Raw genomic sequence first — 19950 nt, 5'->3', positions numbered from 1 at the left:
CCTCTTACCCCTTTCCTGCTAATCGCTCTTGTTCGCTTAACGACTTTAAGTACCCTTTTTCATAATCATAAAGTGGTGTTGGGTACTTCCCATCAAAATAAGCCACGGTAAGTCCACCATTAGGAGCATCTCCTGCGTCTGGTACGTTAATTGCTTTGATTAGACTATCAATACTCAAAAAATTAAGAGAATCTGCACCAATTAACTGCCGCATTTCTTCAATGGAGTAATGAGCAGCCATCAGTTCTGAACGCGTTGATACGTCAATCCCATAGAAACATGGAAACTTAAATGGTGGTGAGGAGATAAGCATATGAACTTCTTTGGCCCCAGCTCTTTTTAGCATTTGGACAATCTGCTTAGAAGTTGTTCCGCGCACAATCGAATCGTCGACTACTACCACTCTTTTTCCTTTTACAACTCCGCGGACAGCTGATAATTTCATCTGAACGCCTAACTCCCGTAACTCTTGAGTTGGTTGAATAAACGTTCGCGCAACATATTGGCTCTTTATTAACCCCATTTCATATGGAAGGCCACTTTCTTCAGCATATCCACTAGCAGCAGACAACGATGAGTTAGGTACTCCAATCACCATATCAGCATCAACCGGATGTTCCTTTGCTAATAACTTTCCCATTCGTTTCCGCGCATTATGTACCGTTACCCCATGAATAATAGAATCAGGACGGGCAAAATAGATATACTCCATTGAGCAAATTGCCAGCTGAGTTTGGGTAGTGTAATGGTCAATATGTAACCCATTTTTATCAATAACTATTAATTCTCCTGGTAAAACATCACGCACAAATTGAGCACTAATAATATCTAAAGCACAAGTCTCACTAGCAACAACATAAGCACCATTTTCTAACCTTCCAATACATAAAGGACGAATCCCATTAGGATCCAAAGCCGCAATCAACCGATCTTTTTGCAGTAATAGGTAGGCAAATCCACCATGGACAAGGTTGAGGCTTTTCTTCAAAGCAGGAATAAAACCTTCATTAATATATTTCCGGATAAGGTGAATTAAAATTTCCGTATCAGAATCTGACTGGAAAACTGCCCCTTCATTTTCCAATTCACGACGAAGGGTAACAGCATTAGTTAAATTACCATTGTGGGCGAGTGCAACAGCACCATCATGAAAGTGAAAAAGGAAGGGTTGAACATTGGCAATCGAATTATGTCCACTTGTCCCATAACGCACATGGCCAATCGCAGCGTTTCCTTTTAATCGTTTAAGCTCAGCCGGATCAGCAAACACTTTCGCCAACAATCCTCGGTCACGGTGTTGATAAAGTTCCGTCCCATCAGTTGAGACAATGCCGGCTCCTTCTTGGCCGCGATGCTGAAGAGTATGCAGGCCGTAATAGGTTAATTGACTAGCGTTAGCCGCATCAAAAACCCCAAAGACCCCACATTCCTCATTTAATCCTTTGATTTCAGTTGGCACGGAATTGCCTCCTCCCATGTTTCTTGTAATTTCGCAACATTTTCATTGAGTTCACCATTTGCCAGTTTAACCATTAACCAGTGACTATTCGTAACTTCTCCGATTAAGTGCGCATCTTTTCCTAATACCTGTTCGAATTCGGTTGCTTTTTCAGGAGCAACCGTCACGATAAATCTTCCAGGAGTCTCACTAAACAGGCGAGCTGTGTGCTGATCAGCAAGGTCAATTTTCAACCCTAAATCAGTTTTGAAGACCGTTTCTGCTAAAGCTACTCCGAGGCCACCTTCACTCAAATCATGCGCACTGGAAACAAGGCCGTTCTCCATCGTTGTCAATAACCGTTGCATATATTGATGAACATGATGAAGGTCAAATGATTCAACAATTCCGCTAATATCACCGGTCATCATTTTTTGCAACTCAGACCCCGCATAATCATCACGAGTTTGGCCCACTAGGTAAACCTTATCTCCCGGGTGTTGGACAAACGAAGGAATTACGCGATCAATATTTTTAATCAGGCCGACCATTCCAACCATCGGCGTCGGGTGAATTGCTTGCCCATTGTTTTCGTTATATAAAGAAACATTCCCAGAAATAACTGGGGTATTAAATTCACGGCAAGCATCAGCCATCCCTTGGACAGATTGATGAAGTTCCCAGAAAATTTCTGGATCAGTTGGGTCACCATAATTTAAGCAGTCAGTAATTGCTAACGGTTCGGCTCCACTGGCAATTATGTTGGCAGCCGCTTCAACTAAGGCAATTTGTCCACCAACTTCTGGACTAAGGTAAACAAACCGACCGTTCCCATCAGTTGTCATCGCTAACCCTTTATGTGTTCCACGAATCCGCAGAACCCCAGCATCACTCCCGGGACCAGCCACTGTATTCGTCCGTACTTGAGAATCATATTGCTGATAAAGACTACTTTTATCCGCAATCGTTGACTGAGCAAGCAAGGCAGTTAAAACTTCAGCAACGTTATCAATATCCGGAATCCACGCTGGCTGCTGTTCGGCTAATTCAATCCGCGCAGGCTTTTTTTCTAGGCTTTCTTCTTCTAGTACGTCATCCGTTAAACTCGACACTGGGATATGACATACTTCTTCACCATCATGAAAGAGAACATAATCATGACCCGCAGTAATCCGGCCAATTGTGACCGCTTCAAGATCGTAAAAATCAAAAATCTTTTTGACATCTTCTTCATGGCCTTTTTTTACGCAAAGAAGCATTCGTTCTTGGGATTCACTAAGCATAATTTCATAAGCCGACATCCCGGGTTCACGTTGCGGAACAAGATCCAAATTTAGCTCCATTCCACTTTGACCTTCGGAAGCCATTTCCGCACTTGAAGAAACAATTCCTGCTGCCCCCATATCTTGAATTCCTACTAACCAGTCAGGATGATTTCTAATAAGATCAAGGCAAGCTTCTAATAAGAGTTTTTCCATAAAAGGATTACCAACTTGAACCGCCGAACGCTGCGTCATATTTTCATCATTAAAGTCTGCTGAAGCAAAGGTGGCGCCATGAATTCCGTCACGGCCAGTTTTAGCACCGACATACATCACTGCATTTCCAATTCCGGCAGCGCGACCCTGCTGGATATCTTTCTGGTCCATTAAGCCGACACTCATTGCATTACACAGAATATTGCCCTGGTAGCATGGATCAAATGTTGTTTCACCCGCAATTGTAGGAATTCCCATACAATTACCGTAATCACCAATTCCCCGAACGGTATTAGTTACTTTCATCCGCGTTGTCGAATTATCTAATTCACCGAAATGGAGGGAATCAAGGGAAGCAATTGGTCGTGCACCCATGCTGAAAATGTCCCGTAGAATCCCACCGACACCAGTTGCCGCTCCTTGATAAGGTTCAACAGTTGTCGGATGATTGTGACTTTCAGCTTTGAATACCACTGCTTGTCCATCATCAATATCAACAACCCCTGCTCCTTCTCCGGGACCTTGCAATACTCGCTCATTTTTATTAGGGAAGAGACGCAGAACCGGTTTTGACTTTTTATATGAACAGTGCTCACTCCACATCGCAGAAAACAAGCCAGTTTCAGTATAATTTGGTAATCGTCCTAAGAGCTGGGTACGAATGTAATCATATTCTGCTTCAGTCAAGCTCCAATCTAAGTATGGTTTCTTTTCTTTAATCTCTTCTGGGGTCATTGCTTGTTTCATTAACTATGCCTCCACTTTAATTCTGCCGTTTTCTAACAAGGATTCAAATAACCGTAAGCCATCCGTACTACCAAGAATAGTTTCTACTGCCCGTTCAGGATGGGGCATCATGCCTAAGACATTTCCGTGCTTATTGGTAATTCCAGCAATGTTATGCAAACTGCCATTTGGATTTTCAGTCGCGTAACGAAAGACAACCTGATTATTTGCTTCAAGTTCATCTAGTGTTTTTTCATCCGCATAATAACTACCATCGGCATGCGCAATTGGTAATGCGATTCGTTCGTGATCCTGATAATGACTAGTAAAAAGAGTGTGCGAGTTCACTACTTCTAAAGGAACAGTTTTACAAACAAAGCGTTGGCTATCATTGCGTTTGAGTCCACCTGGCAAAAGACCTGCTTCTGTCAAAATTTGAAATCCGTTACACGTTCCAAAGACTGGTTTTCCCTCATTTGCCATTTTGATTATTGCAGGCATGATATTGGTAAACCGAGCAATTGCGCCAGCTCGTAGATAATCACCATAGGAAAATCCTCCTGGTAACATCACAGCATCAAAACCAGCTAAACTTTTTTGCCGGTGAGAAACATACTCCACATCTGCATGGCAAACGGAATGAAGGGCTTCATATAAATCCACATCGCAATTGGATCCCGGAAAAACAACCACCGCAATTTTCATCTAGGCTTCCTCCATAACTTGGTATGTATAAGTTTCCATATTGAAATTAACAAGGAGCTGATCGTCAATTTCTTTTACTGCCGTTGCTACCTCATCCTCATTTGTGTCTAAGGTAACGTCAAAGAATTTCCCAACTTTAACGGCAGTTACTTCATCATGACCTAGAGAATGGATCGCATCCTTAATTGTTTCTCCCTGCGGATCAAAGACTGATTGCTTATATGTTACGAAAATCCGAACATTGACCATTTATGCTTCCTCCTTCATCACTGCTTCTAACCGTTCCAATACCCCATCATATGTTTGGGTTAAATCAGCAAGTTTGCGTCGATATACGTCTTTATCCATATGTTGCTTAGTTGTCAGATCCCATAACCGACAGTTATCTGGCGAAAATTCATCTGCAAGAATAATCTTGCCATCACTTAAACGGCCAAATTCGAGTTTGAAGTCAACCAACCGTAAATTAGCTTTGGCAAATAATGGTTTAAGTAAGTTATTGACCTTCCGACAGATCCCCCACATTTGCGCAAGCTCCTCTTTGCTGGCAATCTCAAGAGCAATCGTTGCGGATTCATTGATAAAGGGATCATTAAGTTCATCGCTTTTATAGAAGGTTTCCTCAACTGGTGAAGGAAGCTCTTCCCCTTCTGAAAGTCCATACCGACTCGCAAAATGACCAGCAATTACATTCCGCGTTACAAATTCAAGCGGGAACATCTCACATTTTTTTACAAGGTCTTCGTTAGTTGATAGTTTCTTAATAAAGTGGGTCTCAATTCCCTGCTTCATTAAGTAATCAAAAACGAGGGAAGAAATAGCATTGGCAGCCTTACCCTTACCAGTAAAGTGATCCTTCTTTTTTCCGTTGAGGGCGGTAGCTTGGTCCAGATAAACTACTCGTAAAACCGCTGGATCCTCAGTTTGCCACATTTGCTTTGCCTTGCCGGTATACAATAACTTCTCCATTTACGGAACTTCCTTTCAGTAAAACACGAACATTTATTTTAATATCCGAAAATTAATTCGATATTTCATGACAACAATATACTCTTTCCTCCTCCCGCTTGTCAATACGAATTACGATATTTATATGATTTTAAGTTTAAATTGTTCGTGTTTTGATAAATAAAGCATAACAAAAAGGCTAGACAAACTTTTTTGTTCGTCTAGCCCCTTAAACTAACTTAAATTAGTCTAATCCCAATCGTTTATAAATGTCATCAACATGGCGGAGGTGCCAGTGGTAATCAAAGGCATCATCAAGATCTTCTTTAGTTAATTGCTTTTGAATTGTTGGGTCATCTTCCAATAATGGACGGAACGGAATCTGTTCTGCCCAGCACTTAGCGGTATATGGTTGAATCAAATCATAAGCTGCTTCCCGAGTCATTCCACTGTTAACCAACTTCAAAAGAACCCGACCACTGTAAATTAAGCCCAATGTCTTATCCATATTCTTCTTCATTGTTTCAGGGAATACATCGAGATTCTTTAAGATTCGACCAAAACGCCGCAACATGTAATCAAGTAATGAAGTTGCATCTGGTAAAATCATTCGCTCTGCACTGGAATGAGAAATATCCCGTTCATGCCAAAGCGAAACATCTTCATAAGCAGGTACCATAAAGCCACGAAGCATCCGCGCACAACCAGTAATGTTTTCTGAGCCAATTGGATTACGCTTATGTGGCATAGCAGAAGATCCTTTTTGTCCCTTGGCAAAGTGTTCTTCGACTTCATGGATTTCCGTTCGTTGAAGAGAGCGAATCTCGGTTGCCATTTCTTCCATACTTGTTCCAATAAGCGCAATGGTAGCAATATATTCAGCATGCAAATCTCGCGGAAGAACTTGTGTGGAGATTTCTTGAGGACGTAAGCCAAGTTTTTTGCAGACATATTCCTCAACAAATGGGTCAATTTCAGCAAAAGTTCCTACTGCACCAGAAATTTTACCCGCTTCAACACCCTTAGCAGCATGTTCAAAACGTTCTTTATTACGCTTCATTTCTGAATACCACCGAGCAGCTTTTAAGCCAAAAGTCGTTGGTTCGGCATGGATACCATGTGTTCGTCCCATACAAACTGTGTACTTATATTTTTCAGCTAATTCTTTAAGGACATCCATAAAGTTATCAATATCTTGACGAAGGATATCGTTCGCCTTTTTTAAACGCAAGCCTTGTGCAGTATCAACTACATCTGTACTCGTCATTCCATAGTGAACCCACTTTCGTTCAGGCCCCAATGATTTAGAAACGTCACGGGTAAAAGCAATCACATCATGATGGGTCACTGCTTCAATCTCTGCAATTCCCTCTACAGAAAATTTAGCATTCTTTTTAATCTTCTCCACATCTTCTGCCGGAATATGCCCAAGCTCACTCCACGCTTCATCAGTAGCAATCTCAACATCTAACCAACATTGGTATTGTGTTTCTAAGCTCCAAATCTTTTTCATCTCTGGACTGGTATAACGATCAATCATCAGTTAAAAATCCTCTCTATTTTTTCTAAATGTATTATCGCACAAGAAAAGCGGTTACGTAAAGCCGAACTTTATGCACCCCAAATTCCTGTATTGTCAATTTCTGCTAAAGTAGCTTCAATATCATCAGTCAAGATTGTAACGTGGCCCATTTTCCGGTTATGACGAACTTCTGCTTTCCCATAATCATGAAAATGCCAATCTGCCTTTTTCTGAATCTGTTGTCGGACTCCATTAACATGCTGACCCAAAACATTTACCATTACCACCGGCTTTAATAGCTCTACTTGCGGGAGTGGCCAGTTACAAATTGCTCGATTATGGATGGCGAACTGGGAGAAGTTACAAGCTTCAATTGAATAATGACCAGAATTGTGGGGACGGGGAGCAAGCTCATTAATATAGATCTCTCCATCATCTGTTACAAACATTTCAACCCCTAAAATTCCTCGCAAATTAATCGCTTGGGCAATCTGCACCGCTATTTTTTGCGCCTTTTGTTGTAATTCAGAAGAGATCCTTGCTGGAACAATGCTTAAATGTAGAATTTCATCATGGTGAATATTTTCTGAAACCGGAAATGCCGTTATTTCTCCATCTTCATTACGTCCGACCATTACTGAACATTCGCGGTTAAAAGGAACCCAGCCCTCTAAGATACAGTCGCCAGTGGCTAAAATAGGCGCACACTTATCGAGGTCATCCTTATTACGTAACACTTCTTGACCGTGTCCGTCATATCCCCCTTCACTAGTTTTCAAAACTGCTGGGTAACCGATTTTCTTTACCGCATCCTTTAATTCAGCAGAAGTATGCACTGCCATGAAAGGTGCTGTTTTTACCCCTGCCTGACGTAAGAAATTCTTTTCCCGTAAACGATTTTTGGTCGTGTAAAGTAAATTAGTTCCCTGGGGAAGATAAACGCGATCCTGTACATCTTCCAAAGCGTTTAAATCAACATTTTCAAATTCGTAGGTTAATACATCCGCTTTATCAGCTAACTTTTCAATCGCTTTAGTATCGGCATAAGGAGCAACAATTTGTTCATCAGCAACCTGCCCCGCTGGACAATTTGGTGTCGGATCTAAAATAATAACCTTCATCCCCGTCTGTTTGGCATCCAATGCCATCATCTGTCCCAATTGGCCACCACCAATAATGCCAATCGTTGAGCCTTGTGGAATAAATTTATTCAAGATACTGCCCACTTTCTTTTGCTTGATCATGCATCGCCTGTCGATATTCGATGATTTGTTGTTGGATATGCTTATCTGTGATCCCCAGAATTTGCAATGCTAATAACGCTGCATTTTTAGCGCCTGCTTTTCCAATCGCAGTGGTTGCCACCGGAATTCCCGCTGGCATTTGAACAATTGATAAAAGCGAGTCCATGCCACCAAGAGCTTTTGTCTGTCCTGGGATCCCAATTACTGGCAGGGGGGTATTTGCCGCAATCATTCCGGGAAGATGAGCTGCTCCCCCAGCACATGCAATAATTACTTTAACCCCATTATCAACCGCATTTTGCGCAAACGCGAACATTTCATTTGGCATCCGATGAGCAGAAATCACATTCTTTTCATATGAAACACCAAATTCATCTAAAATATCACAAGTTTCTTTAACAGTTGGCCAGTCTGATTTACTGCCCATCACGACACTAATATCACTCATAACAATGCCTCCTCAAATCTGCTTTAAGGATAGCAAATCATCTTCCGTAATTCAACACAAATTCGAACTTTAAATAAAATAAACAATAAATAGTTCGTGTATAATAAACAAAAAGAAAGAGAGTGAGACTGAACTCACTTGCGAGTTTTCAGTCTCACCCCCGAAGGATGGATGGTTAGGTGTTCTATTCAGCATTACCTTCCGATTTAGCAATTCCATCACGTAAAGTTGCCATATCAACTGTACTCTCCCGAAATTCTTGATTATGAATCGGCAGATGTTGTTCCAGGTTATCAAAAATTTCAAAGCTACCTGTTAATTCTGGAGCATCAAATGCCAGGAGGTGCCCAGCAAATTGCCGATCATCGCTAATAAAATGAAGATGCCAGCCTTCTGCCGTAATCGTGCCAAAAATTTCTGGTGCATAATAACCGATAATGGTTCCGGAAATATTTTCAGCCGTAAACTCGGATTGATGTTGCGCGACATCGAGTAAAGTCGGGTATGGTTTTTCCTGTTTCGGAGCAATTCGAATTTTAACGTGCTCAAACTCACCGCTTAATTGTAAGAATGCAAAAACATTAGCAAGCTTATGTTCTTTAACAAAATCATTATTAAGTTTAGCAAAGTTTACATTTCTTAATGTTATATCCTGTTGTTCAGCGGGAAAATGGACTGAGGCGAATGGCATTGTAGCATCCATATCTGTAATGTGGTTGACCTGACCATTTGAAACCGCTTGGTACACTTCGTTATTCAGGATAACAACCTCACCGTCTAAGCCAGTAAAAGTCCCGATTCCCATCGAACCATGTTTTAGTAAATCACCGACAGTAATTGTGCCATCAAAATTTCCTGCCATCAAAGCAGCTAACGTTCCGTGTTCATATAATGTTGTCATAATCTTTGTTCCCCTCTTAGCCAAGTTGTGAATCAATCAAGTTGGCAGCTAATTCTTTATTATTACTGTAATCAACTGGCACATCTACCACAACTGGGCCGTCAATATTAAACGCTTGACTGAGTACCTTAGTAAGGTCAGCTGGCTTATTTACCCGCAGTCCAGTTGCACCAAAACTCTCAGCATACTTAACAATATCAACATTTCCAAATTTAACACCAGCTGCTTGTGAATACTTCATCTCTTCCTGGAACTTAACCATGTCGTAATGACCGCCATCATTCCATACAATCGTTACAACATTAAGATGGTGTTGAACGGCTGTCGCTAATTCCGCCCCAGAGAAGAGGAAGCCTCCATCCCCGCAAACTGCCACTGATTTATGTTCGGGATAAAGCATCGCTGCAACCATCGCCCATGGCAAGCCAACGCCCAGTGTTTGCATCCCGTTACTGATTAACAGGTGTCGTGGTTGGTAGCAACGGAAATGTCGTGCCATCCAGATATAGTGGGAACCCACATCTAGCGCAACGTGCATATCATCAGTAACATTTTCTTGAATTGCATGCACAACCGCTAACGGATGACTGGCATCATTGCTTGTTGGTACTTGAATCTTTTTATCTTGGTCAAGTTCTTGCTTATACTTAGCGAGTTGCTCAGTGGCTGCAACAGGATACTCATACCCTTTTAGTAACTTATCAAGCCCCGTTAAGCTTGTAGCAATATTACCAACCAGTTGCATGATTGGCGTATAGTGGTTATCAATTTGAGCTGGCAAGGTATCAAGGTTTACAATTCGCAGATTCCCCTCCTTATTCCAGTTTCGTGGTTCATATTCAATCGGATCATAACCAACCGCAATAACAAGGTCGCTTTGTTGAAGGAGTTGATCCCCAACTTGATTGCGGAAAAGGCCAATCCGTCCAAAGTATGACTGTTGTTCTAAGTCACGTGATACCACTCCCGCCGCTTGATATGTTTCAACAACAGGCAATGAATAATCACTTAATAATTTGCGGAGAGCAGTCGTAATTTCTTCATCCGCGCCCCGTTGACCGACTAAGATAACCGGCATTTTACTATTTTTAATTAGTTCGACTAATTTTTGTAAGTCATTTGGATCAGCAGGACCCATCTTAGGTGTTTCATAAATTGGCAATGGCTTTTCAGTTACCTCAGCATCATCAACGTCTTGTGGAAGACTAACGAAAGCTGCTCCCTTACGTGCATCTTGACTTGCTTCAAACGCATTGGCCATAATCTCTGAAATATTATTAGGGTCTTGAATTTCAGCGCTATATTGCGTAATTGGCGCCATAATTTCAGTTGAAAGCGTGCTTTGGTGGGTTGCACGGTGAAGGTCCTTCCGTTGTACTTGGCCCCCAATCGCTAACATTGGATCTCCTTCTGCGTTAGCGGTCATGATTCCGGTTGCTAAATTACCAACCCCTGGACCAGAAGTAGCGATTGCGACCCCTGTTTTTCCGGTTAAGCGACCATAAGCTTGGGCCATGAATGCCGCATTTTGCTCATGCCGGGTAACAATTAATTTAGGTGCATCTTCACTGTCTTGACCATCTAGTCCTTCAAACAAACGATCAATCTTCGCTCCGGGAATACCAAAGACGAGATTAACCCCGTGTTTTCTTAAACTATCAATAACAATATCGGCGCCATGTAGTTTCTTTTCCATTAGCCATTCACCTCTACCTAATTAAACTTATAAAGCGATATACCTCTACTGTAGTCCTTATTTTATAATTTCACAAGAAAACGATTAAGTTCACATAGTAGTATATCAATAACTTCAATCCGCTAACCTTGAAAAGTTTGTGAAAAAAACATCGATGTACGTTATTGCACAATCGATGTTTTGTGTTGGTTATTTAGAATAATCCGGTAATTTTACCATTATCGTCAATCATCATGTTTACAGCAGCTGGTTCTTTAGGGAGGCCTGGCATTGTCATCATATTACCAGCTAATGCCACGACAAAGCCGGCACCGATCTTTGGTACCAATTCCCGAATATGGAAAGTAAAGTCAGTTGGGGCACCTAGTTGTTTTTGGTCATCTGTAAATGAATACTGGGTCTTGGCAATACATACTGGCAAATCATTCCATCCATACTTAGCAAACCGCTTCAATTGATTTTGTGCTTTACGGCTAAATGATACTTCTTTAGCACCATAAATCTGCTTAGCAATCTTCTCTAACTTAGTTTGAAGGTCATCAACTTGAACGTCATAGATATGAGTAAATTCACTTGGACTATCAGCAAGTTCGACTACTTTATTAGCCAAATCATGGGTACCTTTACCGCCCTTAGCCCAAGCATCAGTCAAAATCGCTTCAACATTTTGCTTAGCACAATCATCCTTAATCATTTGGATTTCTTTATCGGTATCACTGACAAAATGATTGATTGCAACTACGATTGGTAACCCATATAATTGCATATTCTTAATGTGACGATTAAGGTTTGCCATACCTTTTTTCAGCGCATCAAGATTTTCTTCATTTAAGTCTGCAAGTTTGGCACCGCCATTGTATTCTAGCGCTCGGACAGTCGCTACGATGACAATTGCATCTGGATGCTTGCCAAGAACACGTTGTTTAATATCAAGGAACTTTTCTCCACCAAGGTCAGCCCCAAAACCAGCCTCCGTTACAGTATAATCAGAAAGGTTAAGGGCAGTTTGGGTCGCCAAAACACTATTACAACCATGGGCAATGTTAGCAAATGGGCCACCATGAACAATAGTTGGGGTATGGTCTAAAGTTTGAACAAGGTTAGGCTTCAATGCGTCTTTCAAGATAATTGTAATTGCATCCTGAAAATTAAGCTGGCCAACTGTGACCGGTTCTTTATCGTATGTATATCCTACTACAATTCGGCTAATCCGTTCTTTCAAGTCATGGAGACTAGTTGAAAGGCATAAAATTGCCATCAACTCGGAGGCAGCTGTAATGTCGAAGCCCGTTTCACGTGGAACACCAGCCATTGGACCGCCAAGACCAGTAACTACATTCCGAAGCGCACGATCGTTAACGTCTTCTACTCGTTTCCAGATAATTCGCCGCGGATCAAGATTCATTGCATTATCACGCATAATATAGTTATCAATTAGAGCAGCCAACGTATTATTAGCACTAGTAAGCGCATGTAAGTCACCGGTAAAGTTCAGGTTAATATCTTCCATTGGAACAACCTGACTATATCCACCACCAGTTGCACCACCTTTTATTCCAAAAACGGGACCCATTGATGGTTCACGCATCGCAATCGTTGTCTGATAATTTAACTGATTTAATGCATCCCCTAAGCCAATGAGGACAGTCGACTTTCCTTCACCAGCAGGAGTCGGGTTGATGGACGTAACTAAAATTAGTTTATGTTTTTTATCAGGTAATGGTTTTACATTTAAATCAATTTTAGCTTTGTACTTACCATATTGTTCGATTTCGTCTTCTGAAAGTCCGAGTTTCTCGGCAATTTCTGTAATTGGTTCCAGGGTCGCTTGGTCTGCAATCTCAATGTCTGTCATAAATATCAGCTTCCTTTCTTTAGGCCTATCTTAATTTCATTATACACTAACTCAAGACTTTTTCAGCTATTTTGCAAAATAAGTTCGATTTCCGTTAACTTTATTCAACTAACCAACGTATATTGTTCGGATAACCAAAAAGCAAAAAATAAAATCCCGCTATGGAACTTTATTTTTTACTTACTTTTTTTTGCACCACGAATGGATTTTACGCCTAATACATCAAGTAAGAAAGTAAAGATTGGTACTCCCACAATCAATCCCCATGTACCAAAAAGATGTTCACCAATCAGCAATACAATAAAAGTATAAAAGATTGGTAGATCTGTCCGACTAGACATAAACTTAGGATTTAAGACGTAGGCCTCCAAAGTATGGATGATGATAATCATGATGATAATGTAAACCACATCGCGAATTCCACCGACTGAGTAACCAACCATCGCCAAGGGGATTGTTGAAATAATTACTCCAGCAACCGGAACCAGACTAAAGATAAATACAATCAACGATAGGGCGAAAATCTGTGGCATCCGCATAAATAATAGGCCAATCGTGGTAATCACCGTATTGCAAATAGCAATAAAGAATTGGGCCTCCAATACAACCCCAAAAGTATTGACAAATTTCTTGCCAAAATAATCAATATCCTGGAAAAACCAGCCAAAATCACTATCTAAAAAGCTATGAGAAAATTCATTCATCTGTTTTAATTCAAGCGTATAGAAAAAACTCAAGATTAAAGACATTACAAATGAAACAGTGATTGCACCAATACTTGTCAAAGTGCTAACTGCGATTGTTATCCCATGTCGAACCTGACTCATAATAGTAGCGGTACTTACGTAATGGCTGACATAACGATATATCATCGTCGCTTGATGCGTACTATAGAAATGAACTACTGAATTAACCATTTTAACAACTTGCCGAGACAAAACTGGTAAATAGCGTGTCACTCCTAAATACAATAGAACAATTAACAACACATAGGTAACGATTACAATTAAACTTGTCGACATTCGTGGTAACCACCGCTGGACGAGTCTTACCCAACTAACAACAAGGTAAGTAAGAATAAACGTAAATAAAATTAAATTCATCATTGATCTCATTAACCAGAGTACGACAATGATTAATAATAAGACGGTGAAGCGCCGTAGTTTCACATTCTCAATAAAATGCTTCCAGGCATTCGTCATTCAATCATCTCCCCTATTTTTCCTACTAATTAGCATAGTAGCAAGCTTTCATTTTTTCAGCAATTAGTTTATCGCTTTCTTATGAAATGTTTTTTATAAATTGTCTTGAAACACTTTTATTTTGAGGGTGTTATAATGAATATTATTATTGCAGAAAGAAGGATGCGTTTCATGTTAGAAAAGACGTTCTATAAGTCACTACTAAAGCACTCGTTTAACATTCCAGTAAAGATCGTATTTTGGGATGGATCAAGTGTTATCTATGGTGACGGAACTCCCGAGGTAACTATCACTTTTAAGGAAAAAATTCCAATGCGTGATATTACCAAGAACGCCTCAATTGCACTTGGGGAAGCCTACATGGATAAGAAGATTGAGATCCAGGGTAGCATTCAAGAATTGATCGAATCAGCCTATGAAAGTGCTGATAGTTTTATGCGGAGTTCTAAGTTCCGCAAATTTTTACCTAAACAAGGCCACTCAGAAAAAGAAAGTGAAAATGATGTTCAAAGTCATTATGATGTAGGGAACGACTTCTACAAGTTATGGCTTGATGATACGCTAACTTATTCATGTGCTTACTTTACTGATGGCAACCACGATGATCTTACAAAGGCCCAAGTTGACAAGGTTCATCACATCTTAAAGAAGCTTGATCCAAAGCCTGGCAAAACATTGCTTGATATTGGATGTGGTTGGGGAACATTAATGCTAACCGCTGCAAAAGAATATGGCTTAAAAGTTACCGGGGTTACTTTAAGTGAAGAACAATATCGCTTTGTTAAGGAACGGATTGAAAAAGAAGGTTTGCAAGACGTTGCCGAAGTTAAACTAGTTGATTATCGTGAACTTGGTGACCAAAAGTGGGATTACATTACATCCGTTGGTATGTTTGAACACGTTGGAAAAGAAAATCTAGGTCTTTACTTTAAAGATATCCAAGGTTACCTTGCTGATGATGGTGTTGCCTTGATTCATGGTATTACTCGTCAACAAGGCGGTGCATATAATGGGTGGATTAACAAGTATATCTTCCCTGGCGGTTACGTACCTGGTCTCGAAGAAATGATCGGTCACATTGAAGAAAATCATATGCAAATCGCTGATATCGAAATGCTTCGCCGTCACTATCAACGCACCCTCGAAATTTGGGACATGAACTTTAATGAACATCGTGCCCAAATCCTTGATATGATGGGTGAACGTTTTACACGGATGTGGGATTTATATCTTCAAGCATGTGCTGCATCCTTTGAATCTGGAAACATTGATGTTATTCAATACTTGATTACTAAGGGTCCTTCAGGTAAAAACTTACCAATGACTCGGGATTACATGACAAAATAGAAAAAACAAATGGGTCTCCAACGTTCGGCTTAACCGGGTGATGGAGGCCCTTATTATATCGTTCGTTATTATAAATGTATTCCCTTTCATTTTCGATTACGTTAAAATATAGACATAATTACCTATGAAGGGATGTTTAATCATGGACGGTGCGATTTTTTCGTTTAATAATATCTTTGTTAATACAAATAAGTTATCCTTTACTGCTTGGCAACGTTTTGCAATGTATGAATTTGGGATGGGATTACCTGGAAAATTAGCTTCCCAATTTGATAACCTTACTCCTTCGCAAGGGCTCTCCCTAATCTTAGCCCATTTTAATGCTAATCTTGCCCCTAGCGAAAAGGCTTCAATGATTGCAGAATGGCAAAAATTTCTTAACGAAGAAGCGGATAGCCTAAGTGAAAAAGATCAACTTCCAGGGATTAAGCGTCTTTTACTAAATCTCTATGATCATTACGTTAAAATTGCTGTTTTAGATACTAATGGGGATGTGCAAAATGTCCTCAAACAAATTGGCCTTGATAACTATGTCGATAGTATCGTTAAGACTAATGATAAAGAAAACCCATATCTAACTGCTGTTAATCAATTAAACCTTATCGGCGCTAATTGTATAGGAGTTGGAACGACAGCTCATGATATCGAGAATATTCATCACATAAATGCGATTGCAATTGGTGTTGGTGATGCCAAAACATTAGCAAGTGCAGATTATCAAGTAGTACAAGTTGGTGACTTACGCTACCCAATGCTCCAAAAGATTTGGGAAGATAAGCAATAAGATAAAGCCTAAGATTACTTCAGATTAACATTTTTCTGAATCAATCTTAGACTTTTTTGATAATCAATTTATTATGATGCTTGCTCTTTGCTCCAGCTTAACGGGTCTTTTCGCCATTCTTGAAGGGATTTGAGGTGGTCTGTACTAATTTGGTTATTTTCCTTGGCCACCTTAATCAAAGTCATATAATCCGTTACTGAATAGTACTTCAGCCCATTTGCCATAAAGTTTTGTTCGGCAGCCGGCAAATCATAAGTAAAGACAGAAACAACGCCAATTACTTTTCCGCCTGCATTGTTAACCGCCCGCACAGCATTTAGTACACTGCCACCAGTTGAAATAAGGTCATCAATCACGACGACTTTTTGTCCTTCTTTAAGCACCCCTTCAATTTGCTTGCCTTGACCATGATCTTTCGGTTTAGTCCGAACATAAATCATCGGTAATTCCATATTCTGAGCAACCCATGCCGCATGAGGAATCCCAGCAGTTGCTGTCCCGGCAATAACATCGGCCGCACTAAAATGGAGTTTAATTTGTTCAACCATCCCATTAAAAATTGCTTGCCGAACTTCTGGATAAGAAATCGTCAATCGATTATCGGTATAGATTGGGGATTTTAGACCACTTGCCCAGGTAAATGGTTGGTCTGGGTTAAGGGTAACAGCATGAATATCTAATAATGCCTTTGCAACGCGTTGTGAATATGTCATTTTTCTTCCTCCTCATTTAAGAATGCTTTTTGAACTTCTTGATAAGCAGCAACTGGGTCAAAGCTCTGGGTGATTGGCCGTCCAACCACAATCGCATTACTTCCATCTATTCTTGCTTGGGCAGGGGTAACTACTCGTTTTTGGTCATCTTTTATTGCATGAGTCGGGCGGATTCCTGGCGTTACACATAGGAAATCATCCCCAGTCACTTCACGAATCGCCTTGATTTCATGGGCTGAGCATACTACGCCGGCCAATCCTACTTTTTCTGCTAGTTGTGCGTAGCTTTGAACTGACTCAATCAACGACAAATCAACATGCTGTTGTTCATGCAGAATTTTTTCATCAATCGAAGTAAGTTGGGTAATTGCTAATAACTTTGCTGGTTCAACGCCTGCTTCCTTAGCTCCTTCTTCTAGACCGGCTAATCCGGCAATCAGCATTTCACTGCCCCCAGCTGCGTGAATTGTCGTAAAATCAATTCCCAATCGACCAATAGCTGCCATTGCGCGATGAACAGTATTTGGAATATCGTATAATTTTAAATCAAGGAATACCTTAAATCCTCGCTTTTTTGCCTCTTTAACAATTACTTGTCCTAGACCATAATATAATTCCATTCCAATTTTTACGATTGGCTGCGGTTTTACCATTAATTTGTCAAATAAGTCAATTGCTTCCTGCTTAGTTGCAACATCGATAGCCACCATCGGTACGAAGCGTTTCAAAATCTTACCTCCCATAAATCCGTAAGTTTCTTAATCCCGTATCTATCCATTACGATTGGTAAATCAGCTGCAATTTTCGGGCAAGCCAATGGATCATGAAAACTAGCTGCCCCGATTTGAACAGCATTAGCACCCGCCATCATAAATTCAAGAACATCTTCAGCTGACTCAATTCCACCCACGCCGATGATCGGTAAAGAAGAAACCTGACGTACCTGGTGAATCATTCTTAATGCTAAAGGTTTAATGGCAGGGCCTGATAAACCGCCCGTTACATTAGCTAAAGCCGGGCGTCGGGTTTTTAAGTCGATGCTTAATCCTGTTAACGTATTAATCATCGTCAGGCCATTAGCGCCCCCTTGCTCAGCTGCTTGCGCGAGGGGAACAATATTAGTTACATTTGGTGTTAGCTTTACATAGATAGGAATTCCTAGGGCAGCTTTAACTACTTGTTTTACTAATCGTTGAAGTACTTCTGGATCAGTTCCCATTGCCATCCCGCCGTGTTTTACATTCGGACATGATACGTTTAATTCAATTGCTTTCACCCCAGCCGTATTAGCAAATTCACTAACGACTTTAACGTATTCGTCTTCAGAAAAACCAGCAGCACTTGCAATAATCGGTAGTTGCGGATAATTTTTTCGTAACCACGGAATTTTTTCATTAGTTGCTGCGGTAATGCCCACATTCTGAAGACCATTAGCATTAAGCCAACCGGCACTGGTTTCACAAACTCGCGGACGCGGATTGCCTTGACGGGGATAAAGGGTCGTGGACTTTAACACAAGGGAGCCTAAATGATTAAGGTTATACTTTTTAGCTGCTTCTTGCCCATATCCACAAGTCCCACTTGCCGCAATAATCGGATTTTTTAGTGATAATCCCGGCAATTCAACTGCTAATCGTTGTGTTTCTTGCATTATCCTTCTCCCTCCAGATATACGAGCTTTCCATCGACATAAGTTCGCTTAGTCATTCCGTATACTTGTTCACCAACAAATGGAGTATTGTGACCCTTAGAGAAAAACTGGTCTGGTTGAATTACATCTTGATGATCGATGTCAAATACAGCAATATCTGCTGGGTCCCCTACCTTTAATAATCCAGCGTTATCAAGGTTAAAAATCGCTTGCGGCTTAACGGCCATCCAGTCAATCAATTGGGCAAGCGTAAAGATACCTGTTTTAACAAAGTGTGTATAGAGTAAGGCAAAAGCTGTTTCTGAGCCAACAATACCATTTGGTGATTTAAGAAATCCTTGTTGCTTCTCCGCATCGGTATGTGGCGCATGGTCGGTAGCAATACAATCAATCGTGCCATCTAACAGCCCAATTAAACAAGCCTGTTGGTCAAGACGTTGCCGAAGAGGTGGATTCATCTTAAATTCAGCATCATCCTCTTTAATATCAGCATCAGCTAAAAGTAAATGATGAGGAGTAACTTCACATGTAACGTTAATTCCTTGTTGTTTGGCATGACGAATCAGGTCAATACTTTCTTTAGTTGAAACATGGCAAACATGATAATGAACCCCAGTTGCCTGAGCAATCACCAAATTCCGAGCAATTTGCGCTGTTTCACTAATCGCTGGCATTCCTGGTAGTGCTAGTTTTTTAGCAATAGTTGCCCCATCATTAATTACCCCATTTTGTGCAAGTTGATTATCTTGCGCATGATCACATAACGGAGCGTTAACTTTCGCTAGTTGTTGCATTGCTTGGTATACAACTCCAGCATCTTGAATTCCCGCACCATCATCGCTAAAAAGACGGGCACCTGCAGCATACTGCTCAGCAACATTAACTGCTTGTTTCCCAGCCCGACCAACTGTAACTGGTGAGTATTGGAGGATTTTTACCAGTCCAGCTTTCTCGTTTCGATCAACCTGTTCTTTAAATTTTTCTGGTGTATCACATGTCGGATTGAGGTTAGCCATTGCAGCGATCGTCGTAAAGCCACCATGTGCAGCGGCTTTGCTTCCTGTGGCAATCGTTTCTTTATTGGTATAGCCTGGTTCGCGAAGATGGACATGAATATCAATTAGTCCCGGTGTAATCAAGCCATTATCTAGGTCAACTTTTTCTGCATCACTTGGTACCTGGATATGCTCGCCAATTGCCTTAATCTTGCCATCTACAATCAAAACTTCACTCTTAACCAATTCATCATTATAAATTCGCTGGCCATTCGTTAGTAAAATTGCCTTACTCAT

General features: G+C 40.7%; 18 protein-coding genes. 2 read left to right on the top strand and 16 right to left on the bottom strand.

What is annotated here, in order from left to right; genetic code table 11:
* Positions 1-4 precede the first annotated feature (4 nt).
* From purF to LREU_RS00655, 12 genes are all read right to left on the bottom strand, one after another.
* Positions 5-1459, bottom strand: a complete 1455-nt coding sequence (purF, locus tag LREU_RS00710) for an amidophosphoribosyltransferase (RefSeq protein ID WP_003669725.1) — start codon at positions 1457-1459, stop codon at positions 5-7.
* Positions 1435-3663: a phosphoribosylformylglycinamidine synthase subunit PurL gene (gene purL / locus LREU_RS00705; protein ID WP_003669724.1), complete on the bottom strand. Its 2229-nt coding sequence runs from the start codon at positions 3661-3663 to the stop codon at positions 1435-1437. The genes purF and purL overlap by 25 nt, the downstream gene beginning before the upstream one ends.
* A gap of 3 nt (positions 3664-3666) precedes the next feature.
* Positions 3667-4347 carry a phosphoribosylformylglycinamidine synthase subunit PurQ gene (purQ, locus tag LREU_RS00700; protein WP_003669722.1) on the bottom strand — a complete coding sequence of 227 codons (681 nt, stop codon included), beginning with the start codon at positions 4345-4347 and terminating at the stop codon, positions 3667-3669.
* The gene (gene purS, locus LREU_RS00695) at positions 4348-4596 is read right to left on the bottom strand and encodes a phosphoribosylformylglycinamidine synthase subunit PurS (RefSeq protein WP_011953374.1); all 249 of its coding nucleotides are present in this window, start codon (positions 4594-4596) and stop codon (positions 4348-4350) included.
* Positions 4597-5316, bottom strand: a complete 720-nt coding sequence (gene purC / locus LREU_RS00690; protein WP_003669718.1) for a phosphoribosylaminoimidazolesuccinocarboxamide synthase — start codon at positions 5314-5316, stop codon at positions 4597-4599.
* 223 nt (positions 5317-5539) lie between these two features.
* Entirely contained in the window at positions 5540-6835 is a 1296-nt protein-coding gene (gene purB / locus LREU_RS00685) for an adenylosuccinate lyase (protein ID WP_003669716.1), read from the bottom strand.
* Positions 6836-6906: 71 nt separating this feature from the next.
* Positions 6907-8061, bottom strand: a complete 1155-nt coding sequence (gene purK / locus LREU_RS00680; protein ID WP_003669715.1) for a 5-(carboxyamino)imidazole ribonucleotide synthase — start codon at positions 8059-8061, stop codon at positions 6907-6909.
* A complete protein-coding gene (gene purE, locus LREU_RS00675) occupies positions 8024-8509 on the bottom strand; it encodes a 5-(carboxyamino)imidazole ribonucleotide mutase (protein ID WP_003665424.1) in 486 nt (161 codons plus the stop codon). The genes purK and purE overlap by 38 nt, the downstream gene beginning before the upstream one ends.
* Before the next feature lie 184 nt (positions 8510-8693).
* On the bottom strand, positions 8694-9410 hold the full coding sequence (gene budA / locus LREU_RS00670; RefSeq protein WP_011953372.1) for an acetolactate decarboxylase: 717 nt from the start codon (positions 9408-9410) through the stop codon (positions 8694-8696).
* A 16-nt stretch (positions 9411-9426) separates the two neighbouring features.
* On the bottom strand, positions 9427-11106 hold the full coding sequence (gene alsS / locus LREU_RS00665; protein ID WP_003669712.1) for an acetolactate synthase AlsS: 1680 nt from the start codon (positions 11104-11106) through the stop codon (positions 9427-9429).
* A 193-nt stretch (positions 11107-11299) separates the two neighbouring features.
* Positions 11300-12961: a formate--tetrahydrofolate ligase gene (locus LREU_RS00660; RefSeq protein ID WP_003669710.1), complete on the bottom strand. Its 1662-nt coding sequence runs from the start codon at positions 12959-12961 to the stop codon at positions 11300-11302.
* 176 nt (positions 12962-13137) lie between these two features.
* Positions 13138-14163 carry an AI-2E family transporter gene (locus LREU_RS00655; RefSeq protein WP_003669708.1) on the bottom strand — a complete coding sequence of 342 codons (1026 nt, stop codon included), beginning with the start codon at positions 14161-14163 and terminating at the stop codon, positions 13138-13140.
* A gap of 171 nt (positions 14164-14334) precedes the next feature.
* Between LREU_RS00655 and LREU_RS00650 the strand changes: the two genes are divergently transcribed.
* Both LREU_RS00650 and LREU_RS00645 read left to right on the top strand, forming a co-directional pair.
* Positions 14335-15510 (top strand): SAM-dependent methyltransferase, encoded by a 1176-nt coding sequence (locus tag LREU_RS00650; protein ID WP_012390487.1) that lies wholly within the window; start codon positions 14335-14337, stop codon positions 15508-15510.
* Between the two features lie 124 nt (positions 15511-15634).
* Complete coding sequence (locus LREU_RS00645) at positions 15635-16294, top strand: HAD hydrolase-like protein (RefSeq protein ID WP_003669704.1); 660 nt, start codon at positions 15635-15637, stop codon at positions 16292-16294.
* A gap of 71 nt (positions 16295-16365) precedes the next feature.
* On the opposite strand, the gene pyrE is transcribed toward LREU_RS00645, so the two are convergent.
* From pyrE to LREU_RS00625, 4 genes are read right to left on the bottom strand one after another with little or no spacing between them, the layout of a single operon-like run.
* The gene (gene pyrE / locus LREU_RS00640; RefSeq protein ID WP_003669702.1) at positions 16366-17007 is read right to left on the bottom strand and encodes an orotate phosphoribosyltransferase; all 642 of its coding nucleotides are present in this window, start codon (positions 17005-17007) and stop codon (positions 16366-16368) included.
* Positions 17004-17750 (bottom strand): orotidine-5'-phosphate decarboxylase, encoded by a 747-nt coding sequence (gene pyrF, locus LREU_RS00635; protein ID WP_003669700.1) that lies wholly within the window; start codon positions 17748-17750, stop codon positions 17004-17006. The genes pyrE and pyrF overlap by 4 nt, the downstream gene beginning before the upstream one ends.
* Complete coding sequence (locus LREU_RS00630) at positions 17732-18658, bottom strand: dihydroorotate dehydrogenase (RefSeq protein ID WP_003669699.1); 927 nt, start codon at positions 18656-18658, stop codon at positions 17732-17734. Before LREU_RS00630 ends, pyrF begins: the two co-directional genes overlap by 19 nt.
* Entirely contained in the window at positions 18658-19950 is a 1293-nt protein-coding gene (locus LREU_RS00625; protein WP_003669697.1) for a dihydroorotase, read from the bottom strand. The genes LREU_RS00630 and LREU_RS00625 overlap by 1 nt, the downstream gene beginning before the upstream one ends.

It is taken from the genome of Limosilactobacillus reuteri subsp. reuteri (assembly GCF_000016825.1).
Classification (GTDB): domain Bacteria; phylum Bacillota; class Bacilli; order Lactobacillales; family Lactobacillaceae; genus Limosilactobacillus; species Limosilactobacillus reuteri.
The sequence above is the reverse complement of the archived record's forward strand: the minus strand, read 5'-3'. Positions and strand labels throughout refer to the sequence as shown.

Bases quoted from the DNA above. Each gene is read 5' to 3' on its own strand.
- pyrF (WP_003669700.1), bottom strand. From the start codon at position 17,750: ATGGGAGGTAAGATTTTGAAACGCTTCGTACCGATGGTGGCTATCGAT.
- purK (WP_003669715.1), bottom strand. From the start codon at position 8,061: ATGATCAAGCAAAAGAAAGTGGGCAGTATCTTGAATAAATTTATTCCA.
- LREU_RS00645 (WP_003669704.1), top strand. From the start codon at position 15,635: ATGAAGGGATGTTTAATCATGGACGGTGCGATTTTTTCGTTTAATAAT.
- alsS (WP_003669712.1), bottom strand. From the start codon at position 11,106: ATGGAAAAGAAACTACATGGCGCCGATATTGTTATTGATAGTTTAAGA.
- LREU_RS00655 (WP_003669708.1), bottom strand. From the start codon at position 14,163: ATGACGAATGCCTGGAAGCATTTTATTGAGAATGTGAAACTACGGCGC.
- purE (WP_003665424.1), bottom strand. From the start codon at position 8,509: ATGAGTGATATTAGTGTCGTGATGGGCAGTAAATCAGACTGGCCAACT.
- pyrE (WP_003669702.1), bottom strand. From the start codon at position 17,007: ATGACATATTCACAACGCGTTGCAAAGGCATTATTAGATATTCATGCT.
- purQ (WP_003669722.1), bottom strand. From the start codon at position 4,347: ATGAAAATTGCGGTGGTTGTTTTTCCGGGATCCAATTGCGATGTGGAT.
- purC (WP_003669718.1), bottom strand. From the start codon at position 5,316: ATGGAGAAGTTATTGTATACCGGCAAGGCAAAGCAAATGTGGCAAACT.
- budA (WP_011953372.1), bottom strand. From the start codon at position 9,410: ATGACAACATTATATGAACACGGAACGTTAGCTGCTTTGATGGCAGGA.
- LREU_RS00625 (WP_003669697.1), bottom strand. From the start codon at position 19,950: ATGAGTAAGGCAATTTTACTAACGAATGGCCAGCGAATTTATAATGAT.
- purL (WP_003669724.1), bottom strand. From the start codon at position 3,663: ATGAAACAAGCAATGACCCCAGAAGAGATTAAAGAAAAGAAACCATAC.
- purS (WP_011953374.1), bottom strand. From the start codon at position 4,596: ATGGTCAATGTTCGGATTTTCGTAACATATAAGCAATCAGTCTTTGAT.
- LREU_RS00630 (WP_003669699.1), bottom strand. From the start codon at position 18,658: ATGCAAGAAACACAACGATTAGCAGTTGAATTGCCGGGATTATCACTA.
- purB (WP_003669716.1), bottom strand. From the start codon at position 6,835: ATGATTGATCGTTATACCAGTCCAGAGATGAAAAAGATTTGGAGCTTA.
- LREU_RS00660 (WP_003669710.1), bottom strand. From the start codon at position 12,961: ATGACAGACATTGAGATTGCAGACCAAGCGACCCTGGAACCAATTACA.
- LREU_RS00650 (WP_012390487.1), top strand. From the start codon at position 14,335: ATGTTAGAAAAGACGTTCTATAAGTCACTACTAAAGCACTCGTTTAAC.